11 protein-coding genes and 1 pseudogene are annotated in these 10,397 nt (G+C 53.7%); 6 read left to right on the top strand and 6 right to left on the bottom strand.

The features are described from left to right. Positions 1-70 precede the first annotated feature (70 nt). The 4 genes from mnmG to hemJ form a co-directional block, all read right to left on the bottom strand. Positions 71-1,948, bottom strand: coding sequence for a tRNA uridine-5-carboxymethylaminomethyl(34) synthesis enzyme MnmG (gene mnmG, locus ACEQWH_RS09680; protein ID WP_370230189.1), 1,878 nt, complete (start codon positions 1,946-1,948; stop codon positions 71-73). Between the two features lie 3 nt (positions 1,949-1,951). Next, on the bottom strand, positions 1,952-3,238 hold the full coding sequence (mnmE, locus tag ACEQWH_RS09675) for a tRNA uridine-5-carboxymethylaminomethyl(34) synthesis GTPase MnmE (RefSeq protein WP_370230191.1): 1,287 nt from the start codon (positions 3,236-3,238) through the stop codon (positions 1,952-1,954). Positions 3,239-3,249: 11 nt separating this feature from the next. Continuing rightward, the gene (gene rho / locus ACEQWH_RS09670; protein WP_370230188.1) at positions 3,250-4,521 is read right to left on the bottom strand and encodes a transcription termination factor Rho; all 1,272 of its coding nucleotides are present in this window, start codon (positions 4,519-4,521) and stop codon (positions 3,250-3,252) included. Positions 4,522-4,645: 124 nt separating this feature from the next. After that, positions 4,646-5,095: a protoporphyrinogen oxidase HemJ gene (gene hemJ, locus ACEQWH_RS09665; protein ID WP_370230186.1), complete on the bottom strand. Its 450-nt coding sequence runs from the start codon at positions 5,093-5,095 to the stop codon at positions 4,646-4,648. Between the two features lie 413 nt (positions 5,096-5,508). On the opposite strand from hemJ, the gene ACEQWH_RS09660 reads away from it, so the two are divergent. The 4 genes from ACEQWH_RS09660 to dnaQ are packed head-to-tail and all read left to right on the top strand — an operon-like array spanning position 5,509 to position 8,252. Further along, on the top strand, positions 5,509-6,108 hold the full coding sequence (locus tag ACEQWH_RS09660) for a nucleoside triphosphate pyrophosphatase (protein ID WP_370230185.1): 600 nt from the start codon (positions 5,509-5,511) through the stop codon (positions 6,106-6,108). Beyond that, positions 6,105-6,938 (top strand): shikimate dehydrogenase, encoded by an 834-nt coding sequence (locus ACEQWH_RS09655; RefSeq protein WP_370230182.1) that lies wholly within the window; start codon positions 6,105-6,107, stop codon positions 6,936-6,938. The genes ACEQWH_RS09660 and ACEQWH_RS09655 overlap by 4 nt, the downstream gene beginning before the upstream one ends. Continuing rightward, positions 6,935-7,528, top strand: coding sequence for a dephospho-CoA kinase (coaE, locus tag ACEQWH_RS09650; RefSeq protein ID WP_370230180.1), 594 nt, complete (start codon positions 6,935-6,937; stop codon positions 7,526-7,528). The genes ACEQWH_RS09655 and coaE overlap by 4 nt, the downstream gene beginning before the upstream one ends. Further along, positions 7,521-8,252, top strand: coding sequence for a DNA polymerase III subunit epsilon (gene dnaQ, locus ACEQWH_RS09645; RefSeq protein ID WP_370230178.1), 732 nt, complete (start codon positions 7,521-7,523; stop codon positions 8,250-8,252). The genes coaE and dnaQ overlap by 8 nt, the downstream gene beginning before the upstream one ends. A 72-nt stretch (positions 8,253-8,324) precedes the next feature. Here the strand turns inward: dnaQ and secB are convergent, their stop codons facing one another. Then, positions 8,325-8,819: a protein-export chaperone SecB gene (gene secB, locus ACEQWH_RS09640; RefSeq protein ID WP_370230175.1), complete on the bottom strand. Its 495-nt coding sequence runs from the start codon at positions 8,817-8,819 to the stop codon at positions 8,325-8,327. Positions 8,820-8,874: 55 nt separating this feature from the next. Beyond that, positions 8,875-9,396 carry an FxsA family protein gene (locus ACEQWH_RS09635; protein ID WP_370230173.1) on the bottom strand — a complete coding sequence of 174 codons (522 nt, stop codon included), beginning with the start codon at positions 9,394-9,396 and terminating at the stop codon, positions 8,875-8,877. Positions 9,397-9,499: 103 nt separating this feature from the next. On the opposite strand from ACEQWH_RS09635, the gene ACEQWH_RS09630 reads away from it, so the two are divergent. Continuing rightward, positions 9,500-10,156, top strand: coding sequence for a Tim44/TimA family putative adaptor protein (locus ACEQWH_RS09630; protein WP_370230170.1), 657 nt, complete (start codon positions 9,500-9,502; stop codon positions 10,154-10,156). Beyond that, positions 10,129-10,397: pseudogene (locus ACEQWH_RS09625) on the top strand (murein transglycosylase); the annotation flags it as partial. The gene ACEQWH_RS09630 and the pseudogene ACEQWH_RS09625, both read left to right, overlap by 28 nt.

Raw genomic sequence — 10,397 nt, 5'->3', positions numbered from 1 at the left:
TCCGCCAAGACCTCCAACCTCTCAAATGTTTCACGTGAAACATTCAGGTCATGTGGTGAATAAGGATTGTTCACGCGGATTTCTCTTGGAGTTTTGAACGCTGCCGCAGTTTTGCAAGCAAAAGAGTTAATGCAGCGGGGGTCATGCCATCTACGCGCGCTGCCTGAGCCAGATTTTCTGGACGGGCGCGCGAAAGCTTCAATTTCAGCTCATTGGAGAGCCCCTCGAGATCATCATAGACAAAACCCTTGGGAATGATTTGCGCCTCATCCTTCTTCAAAGCAGCTACTTCCTTGTTTTGCCGTTCGATGTAGCTTGAGTACAGAGCGTCCTTGGACAGTTGATCCTGAATATCGACGTCCAAGTCGTCCAGATTCGGAAGTAGAGCGGTTAGGTCGCTCATTTGGACGTTCGGAAAGGCGAGCAGTTGAAATCCACTCCGACGGTTTCCATCGTTGTTGACCTCAATTCCAGCGGTTTGCGCTTCTTTCGGTGTAAATGTTCGATCACTCAAAAGTTTTTTGCCATTTTCAAGTGCATTCATTTTCTTTTCGAAGGCGGACTTCCGGATAGCTCCCACCAAGCCAAGCTCAATCCCAAGGCCAGTTAAACGCTGATCCGCATTGTCTGCACGCAGGGACAGCCGGAACTCAGCGCGGGATGTAAACATGCGGTAGGGTTCAGACACACCGCGTGTGATCAAGTCGTCAATCATCACACCGATATAGCTGTCTGCGCGACTAAAGAGCAGCGGATCCCTGCCCTGTGCTTCAAGCGCGGCATTTGCGCCAGCCACCAAGCCCTGCGCAGCCGCCTCTTCGTAGCCTGTAGTCCCATTTATCTGCCCTGCCAGATACAAACCGGGGACATCCCGCACCGCAAGACGCATGTCCAGCGCCCTGGGGTCGACGTAGTCATATTCAATCGCATATCCAGGCTGCAGGATGACAGCGTTCTCAAGACCGTAAATCGAGTGCACATAGTCTTCCTGAACATCCTCAGGCAGAGACGTTGAGATGCCATTTGGATAAACCGTGTGGTCTGTCAGCCCTTCAGGTTCGAGAAAGATCTGATGGGAGTCCTTATCGCCAAAGCGCACGATCTTGTCTTCGATCGACGGGCAGTACCTAGGGCCAACTCCGTCGATGTGGCCTCCATACATCGCGGATCTCTCAAGGTTTTTGCGAATAATCTCATGAGTGTTCGAATTTGTATGGGTGATTCCGCAGTTTTCCTGCTTCGCTTCCGGTGATTTGTTCAGAAATGAAAACATAACTGGAGCGTCGTCGCCCGGTTGTGAACCCAGAATGTCCCAGCTAATCGTACGACCATCCAGACGCGGCGGTGTGCCGGTCTTTAGACGACCCAATGGCAGCTCAAAACTATCCATGCGCTCTGCCAGTTTAACAGAGGGCGCATCTCCCATACGCCCACCTGGACGAGAGACGTCGCCAATATGAATAACTCCGCGCAGAAATGTACCCGTTGTCAAAACGACAGCTGCAGAGCGGATTTCGGACCCATCTGCAAGCTGCACACCGCGCACAGTTTCGCCTTCCATTAAGAAATCTGCAACTTCTCCTTCAATGATGTCCAGGTTTTCCTGAGATTCCACTTCCTGACGCATCCGTTCGCGGTAGATTTTGCGATCTGCTTGCGCTCTGGGACCCTGAACCGCTGGACCTTTGCGGCGATTGAGTAAACGAAACTGAATCCCCGCGGAGTCTGCAACGCGACCCATGACACCGTCCAGTGCATCGATTTCGCGCACCAGATGCCCTTTACCTAAACCCCCGATGGCGGGATTGCAGGACATAACGCCGATTCCAGAGCGCTTCAGCGTCACCAAAGCAGTCTTTGCACCAAGACGCGCGGATGCTGCAGCCGCATCGCAACCCGCGTGACCGCCTCCGACAACAATGACGTCAAAATGTTTCACGTGAAACACTCCTTACTTTCCGATGCAGAAACTGGAGAAGATCTCGTCCAGAAGATTTTCAACATCGATACGACCCACAATTGAATCAAGCGCCCAGACAGCGGATCTAAGATCGTCCGCCCCCAGATCAAAAAATTCTTCACCGGAACCGATATGACCCATGGCAGACTGGATTGCGCTTTCTGCTTTCTGCATAGCTATCCGATGACGCTCGCGAGAGGCAACGCCTGATACTGCAGTTCTTTTGGAGAGTGTATCAGAAATGCGCGCCACAAGATCAGAGACTCCCTGCCCTGTCACAGCGGAAATCGCATCCTCAGATGCACCCGAAAGATCCGCCTTCGACGTCAACACAATGTCGCCGTCCTGCAGGTCTATCTCGACATCTTCATCATCTGCGAGAAGGTAAACGCGCAGGTCCGCAGCGGCGGCGCGTGACTTTGCCCGTTCAATACCAATGCCTTCAACGACATCGTCCGTTGTTCTTAGCCCGGCGGTATCCAGAACGGTGACCGGCAGGCCTTTCAGATCCATTCGAACCTCGATTACGTCGCGCGTCGTCCCTGCAATTTCAGACGTAATCGCCGCATCTCGTCCAGCTAACGCGTTGAGAAGTGTAGATTTTCCAACATTCGGCGCCCCAAGGATCGCTACCTCGAGACCTGTGCGAATCCGCTCGGCAATCGAGACACCTTCAATCTCGGTTCGAAGGGTCTTCAGTGTTTTATCAAGCAATTCGTTGACTTCAGGAGTTACGTCGACCGGAACATCTTCGTCGACGAAATCAATCGTTGCTTCAATCAGCGCGGCTGCCCTGATCAGATCTTGCCGCCAGACATCGGCGGTTTTTCCAAGATCGCCCGACAGCACGCGCAGCGCCTGTCGCCGTTGGGCTTCTGTCTCGGCATCGATCAGATCCGCGAGCCCTTCGACCTGGGCCAAATCCATGCAGCCGTTTTCCAAAGCGCGTCGTGTGAACTCTCCGGGTTCCGCCAGACGCAGCCCTTCGATGTCAGACAGCACGCTCAGCACGCGATTGACCACAGCAACCGAGCCATGCAGCTGCAATTCCAGAACAGCTTCTCCGGTGAATGAAGACTTCTCGGGAAAATAAATCACGAGGGCTTCGTCCAGCCGAACGCCCTCTTGATCTTTTAGAACGCGCAGGCTGGCCGCACGAGGCGCCGGAAGGTCGCCGAACAGGATTGCCGCCGCCGCGCTAATCTTGCTGCCAGACAGCCGAACGACAGCGACCCCCGCTTTACCGGGGGCCGTCGCCAATGCAAAAATTGTGTCCAGCTCGACAGACATCAGGCATTCATAGAATCAAAGAATTCGCCGTTGGTCTTGGTTTGCTTAAGTTTGCCCAACAGGAATTCGATGGCATCCGTGGTCCCCATCGGATTGAGGATACGGCGCAGAACAAAGGTTTTCTGCAGGTCTTTCGGATCGACCAGCAGGTCTTCTTTCCGTGTACCGGACTTGAGGATATCGATCGCAGGGAAGACACGCTTGTCGGCAATTTTCCGATCCAGCACGACTTCAGAGTTACCGGTGCCTTTGAATTCTTCGAAGATAACTTCGTCCATCCGCGAGCCAGTATCGATCAGAGCTGTCGAGATGATGGTCAGCGACCCGCCCTCTTCGATATTCCGCGCAGCACCAAAGAAACGCTTTGGACGTTGCAGCGCATTCGCGTCCACACCACCGGTCAAAACTTTACCAGATGAAGGGACAACCGTGTTAAACGCTCTACCAAGTCTTGTGATGGAATCCAAAAGAATAACAACATCTCGTTTATGTTCGACCAAACGCTTGGCTTTTTCGATCACCATCTCAGATACGGCAACGTGACGCGTCGCAGGTTCATCAAAGGTCGAAGAAATCACTTCGCCCTTCACAGACCGCTGCATGTCGGTCACCTCTTCCGGGCGTTCGTCGATCAGCAGAACGATCAAATAGCACTCCGGGTGGTTGGCCTCGATGGAATGCGCGATGTTCTGCAGGATGACGGTTTTACCCGTCCGCGGCGGCGCAACGATCAAAGACCGTTGGCCCTTACCAATCGGCGCGACCAGGTCGATGACGCGAGCAGACTTGTCTTTGATGGTCGGATCTTCGATCTCCATCTTCAGACGTTCATCTGGATAAAGCGGTGTCAGGTTATCAAAGGCGATCTTATGTTTGGCTTTCTCGGGCGACTCAAAGTTGATCTGAGTCACCTGTGTCAGCGCAAAATACCGTTCGTTGTCGTCTGGTGCTTTGATCACGCCATCGATGGTGTCACCGGTCCGCAGGCTGTGCAGACGGATCATATCAGGGCTGACATAGATATCGTCAGGGCCCGGCAGATAGTTCGCCTCGGGAGAGCGCAGGAACCCAAACCCGTCTTGCAGAACCTCAAGGACGCCATCGCCGGAAACTTCCCATCCCTCATCCGCACGTTCGCGCAGAATTTGGAACATCATTTCGCCCTTACGCATCGTAGAGGCGTTTTCGATTTCCAGCTCTTCTGCCATAGCAAGCAGGGCTTTGGGGCTTTGTGCCTTCAGATCAGAAAGCGCGAGTTTATTCTCGGACATTAATACACCCTAGAAAGCCTCATCCGAGGCCAGATTAGATTTTCATTTCAACAGGAAACACGTAGCCCGGACGGGCCAGTTGCCTCATAGATAGCGAATTTCGAGGTTATGTCAAATAACCGCGCTAGAACTTCACCACGACCGACAGAACGATCAGGGCCATCAAAACCGTCGGCACTTCGTTCATCATGCGATACTGACGCCCTGTCAGAGTATTCTCGCCGCTTTCAAAGCCCTTCTGACGCGCCATAAGCCAGTGATGGAAGCCCGTCATACAAATCACACCCAGAAGCTTCGTATACGGCCACACAGCGCCCCAATCGACAATCCCTGGGGTGAAGGCCAATAAAAGCCCAAACACCCACGTGGCGCCCATGGCTGGGCCCATGATCACCTTCAAAAGCTTCTGTTCCATGATCTTGAAGGTCTGATCCAATTGATCACCCTTCTCTGCCTGTTCGACGTGATACACAAAGAGCCTTGGCAGATAGAACAGTCCTGCCATCCAGCTGATCACTGCCATTATGTGAAAGGCTTTTATCCATGGATAGGAAACAGCCAGAATATCGGACATGTCTTGGGACTCGCTCTGATCACTCTCAATAATAAATAGTATATATAGAAAGAAAGATGATTTGGTAGTGTCCCTATTTTCTGTGGATTAACCTGTTTTACGCCGTTTATTCACAAGGGTATAAAACACACCGATTTTCAGTGAAATTCCATGCATAACCCATTTTCAGAATTTTTAGGTTTTAAAATCAACACGTTCTGAATTGTGGCAGAAATGTGGCCGTGTGGATAATTCCTTGTATAAAAATTGCAGTCCCATGGTTTTCACATATAGACAGTTATCCATATCCCGAGCGGAGAAAACACGGATATCACCGGCGAGAATTGCCCATTTCTGAGGACGTTTCGTTTGTCGCTGAATCTTCAACAAAGAATGCACCTATTCCTGCAAGGTTTTTGCACCAAGTTACTCACATGACCCAAAGACTAGTTCTGGCCTCATCTTCTGAAATTCGTGCGCAGCTCTTGCGAAATGCTGGGGTTAGGTTTGACGTGGCACCTGCAAAGGTTGACGAAGACCTTATCAAACAGAGCCTCATCGCCGAAGAGCTTTCGCCGCGCGATATCTCTGATGCATTGGCCGAAGCCAAAGCGCGCCGCGGCAGTGCAAAACATCCCGGCGCTTTGGTAATTGGCTGCGATCAGGTGCTGGATCTGGATGGCAAGCTGGTTTCAAAGCCTCGGTCCATCGAGGATGCGCGCGCGCAGCTGCAAGCTATGCGTAACAAGCGACATGTTTTGTATTCTGCTGCTGTGATTTGCGAGGATGGCAAACCGATCTGGCGCCACATCGGACAGGTCAAACTGTTCATGAGGGATTTTTCTGACGGCTTTCTGGATGACTATCTGGCGCGGAACTGGGACTCGGTTCAATACTGCGTTGGTGGCTATAAGCTCGAAGAAGAAGGCGTACGCCTGTTTTCGCGCGTCGAAGGCGATTATTTTAATGTGCTTGGCTTGCCACTCTTGGAACTTTTGTCCTTTCTGACACTTAGAGGAGATCTGCCGAAATGAGCCCTTCAAAGATCCCATTAGCGGGGGTGATCGGACACCCGATCAACCATTCCAAATCTCCAAAGCTGCATGGGCATTGGCTGACACATTACGGCATCACAGGACATTACATTCCTTTGGATGTCGCACCTGAAAACCTTGAATCCGTGCTTCGAATGATGCCGAAAATGGGGTTTGTAGGCGCGAATGTCACCATTCCTCATAAAGAACGGGCGCTTGAGATTGCCGATCAGGTCACGGACCGCGCCACGCTTATTGGCGCGGCGAATACTCTGATTTTTCTAGAAGATGGAAAAATTCTGGCAGATAATACAGACGGTTACGGGTTCATTCAGAACCTGAAGAACGGCGCACCAGACTGGGATCCAACCGCAGGGGCCGCTGTTGTACTGGGGGCTGGCGGTGCAGCGCGGGCCGTTCTGGCGTCCTTGCTGGATGTAGGCGTGCCCGAAATCTTGTTGTCCAATCGAACCCGCGCCCGTGCAGAGCAGCTTCGCGATGATTTCGGCGCGCGCATTAAGGTCATCGAATGGGTTCAAGCCGGCAACGTGATGGAAGACGGCGCGACCGTGGTGAATACAACGTCGCTTGGGATGACGGGCAAGCCCGAGTTGCGCGTGCCGCTGGACGGGTTGAATGCCGATGCTGTCGTCACCGATCTGGTTTACACACCACTCATGACCAAATTCCTCGAGGTCGCACATGCCAAAGGCTGCACCACGGTGGATGGCTTGGGGATGTTGCTGCATCAGGCGGTGCCTGGTTTTGAGCGGTGGTTCGGTCCCCGCCCCGAAGTCACCAACGAAGTTCGTCGCGTGATGCTGAGATGACATTCAAACTGGGCCTGACCGGATCGATTGGCATGGGCAAGTCTTCGACGGCGAGGATTTTTGCCGACTTGGGCTGCGCGGTGTGGGATGCGGATGCCGCTGTGCATCGTTTGTATACCCAAGGCGGCCCAGCGGTCGCCCCCATCGCCGCGCTTTTTCCAGAGGCCGTCGTGGATGGATCCGTCTCGCGGGACGCATTGAAAACGTTGATCTCGGCCAATTCGCAGGTGCTGGGACAGATCGAAGCCATCGTGCATCCGCTTGTCGCCCAAGACCGCGCCGATTTCATCGCCAACAGCAACTCTGATGTCACCGTTCTGGACATTCCTCTTTTGTTTGAAACGGGCTCCGAGGCAACGATGGACGCCATCGTTTGCGTTTCTGTTCCCCCCGAGGTTCAGGAAGCACGCGTGTTGGCGCGCGGAACCATGAGCCGCGACACGTTTGAGACCATCAAACGCAAACAAATGCCTAACGATGACAAATGTAAGCGCTCGGATTACGTTGTGATCACCGACACACCAGAGCACGCAACATCGCAAGTTGCTGCGATCTTACAGACGATCAGAGAAGGTCTTAAACATGCGTGAAATCGTTTTGGACACGGAAACCACCGGATTTGATCCGGAATCAGGCGATCGCATCGTGGAAATTGGCTGTGTGGAACTCAACAACCACATGCCGACGGGTGAAACCTATCACGTTTACATCAACCCGGAACGCATGATGCCCGAAGAGGCCTTTGGCGTACACGGGATTGGGCCGGATTTGCTGGAACCGCCACGTGATCCCCAGTCCGGACAGGTATTGCTGCGCGATAAGCCGGTGTTTGCCAAAGTGGGTCAGAGTTTTCTGGATTTCGTCGGGGACGCCAAACTGGTGATCCACAACGCGGCCTTTGATATGAAGTTCCTGAACGCGGAACTTAAATGGATGAACCTGCCGCAGCTTCCTTGGGAACGCGCCGTGGATACTTTGGCGATTGCGCGCAAAAAGTTCCCTGGTTCTCCGGCATCGCTGGATGCGCTGTGTCGCAGGTTCGGGATCGACAACAGCAACCGAACCCTGCACGGCGCGCTTTTGGACTCTGAAATCCTTGCAGAAGTTTACCTCGAGCTGATCGGTGGTCGCCAACCGGATTTCGCCCTGTCTGCCGTTGCCGGATCATCGGGCGCCGGAGCTGCTGCGGATGATTGGCGCCCGCAACCTCGACCAACGCCATTGGCGTCGCGGATCACCGAGGACGAGCGTGCTGCGCATAGCCAGTTCGTTGAAAAGATGGGAGAAGATGCGCTTTGGGCCAAAATGTCGTGATGGCAAAATAACACCATCGGGCCTGTGCGCCATGACATAAGGGCGTTCCAATCTGGAACGCCCTTTATCGTTTTATGCGTCGAGCTTTTTCTCGCCCGCGGCCGCCTGTGCTGCGGCGAGTTGCTGGCGATACAGCGCAACAAAGTCGATCTGATCCATGTTAAGCGGCGGGAAGCCACCGTCACGGGTGATGTCAGACACGATGCGACGGACAAATGGGAACAGCTGACGTGGGCACTCGATCATCAGGAACGGGTGCAGCTGATCTTGCGGAATGCCTTCGACGTGGAAAATGCCGACGTAGTCAAGCTCTAGAACGAAAAAGACATCATCGCCTTCTTTCGCCTTAGAGGTGATGTTCAGCTTCATGCTGATATCAAACTGATGCTCGGTCGGACGTTTCTTTGCGTCCAGAGCAACCTGAACTTTGATGTCCGGTTGAACTTCGCCTGTCACGCCCTTTTGCGCCAGGATGTTTTCAAACGAAATGTCACGAATGAACTGACCCAGCACGTTCATTTTGACTTGCGGCGCCTGTGGCGCAGCTGCGCCTTCGTTCTCGGCCATATGTGTCTCCAATGTTAAAACTTGGGCGGAGGCTTATCAGGTCCGAGAAGGGGCCTCAATGCTTGGTCCAGCCAGAAGGGCGATGCGTTGGTTTTTTGCCAGACTCACCCTCGATGTCGACGTCCATATCCACGTCAATGTCGACATAATCGCCATCGACCACGTCGTCCTTGGCGGATTGTGCGCGAAAATGCATCGAGTTGCCGTCACCCATGGATTGAAAGCCCTGCACTTTGACGCGGGTTTTCGTATAGTTGATGAGGGCCAGCCGGATCGGAGGCGTCAAAAGCGCGAAGCCAACAGCGTCTGTGAAGAAACCGGGTGTCAAAAGAAGCGCGCCCGCAAACAGGATCATCGCGCCATGGGCCAGATGTTCGGACGGGTCACTCAATTGTGAGAAGCTTTGTCGCAGGCCTGCCAGCGCCGCGAATCCCTGCGCGCGCACCAAATACGTCCCCAAAATTGCGGTGACAATCACGATGGCCAGAGTGGGAAAAAGTCCAATCGCGCCACCGACTTGTATGAAAAGTGCGATCTCGATCAGGGGAACGGCCAAAAAGGCCAGAAACAACCACATTTTTGTCCACTCCTCGGTGGTTTCGGCTAAGGTGGACTTGATTGCCCACCTGACCTACATAAGTCCCCTAGGACACAGTTTAAATAGTCTACACGAGGACCGCATGAATTCGCCGATTATCCAGCTTTTGGTGCTAGCAGGTATTGCTATCTTTTTGATCCTGCGCCTGCGCAACGTGCTGGGCACGCGCGATGGCTATGAACCGCCACGGCAAATGTCTGCCCCGTCTTCCCGCCCTGCCCCGGATCTCGAAGTGATCGAGGGCGGTCCTGACCCGGACATCGTAGACCACGTTGCAGAAGACAGCGACGCCGCCAAAGCCCTGACTCAGATGAAAGCCGCAGAGCCAAGCTTTGGCGTCAGCGATTTCCTCGGAGGTGCCAAAGGCGCTTATGAAATGATCCTGATGGGCTTTGAAAATGGCGACATCGGTCAAATTCAGCCGTTCATCTCTGAAGAAGTCTATGAGGCCTTCCTCAGCGTCGTCGCCGCGCGCGAAGATCAGGGCCTGACCGTGGATGCCCAGTTCATTGGTGTGCGCGAAACCACCTTGGTTGACGCAACCTTTGACGAAGCAACCCGTACCGCTGAAGTGACCGTACGTTTTGTAGGCGAGTTGGTTTATGCCGTGCGCAACGAAGCGGGCGAGATCGTTGAAGGCGATGAAAAGCAAAGCAAAAAACAAAAGGACGTCTGGACCTTTGCGCGTAGCATGGGCTCGGATGATCCGAATTGGCAGCTGGTCGCTACGTCCGAGTAACCCTTGCCGCGTGGCTTGGGGTTCTGCTGTGGGCGACGGTTGATCCGCGCCCGGCCGCAGCAGAGCCGGACTATCAGATCCTTGATTTTGACGACTTAAACGGCTGGGCGGCGGACGATCACGGCGCTGCCCTCGCCGCTTTCATGGAAACATGTGCCGATCTGGACGATCAGGACTGGCGCGCCCTGTGCGCCATCGCGCCAAACTTCGGTGACGCCAGGCTTTTCTTTGAGTTGTTGTT

Origin of the sequence: Cognatishimia sp., assembly GCF_964229375.1 — a bacterium.
In the GTDB taxonomy this organism is placed as follows: domain Bacteria; phylum Pseudomonadota; class Alphaproteobacteria; order Rhodobacterales; family Rhodobacteraceae; genus Cognatishimia.
This window is presented reverse-complemented; position numbering and strand designations above follow the sequence as displayed.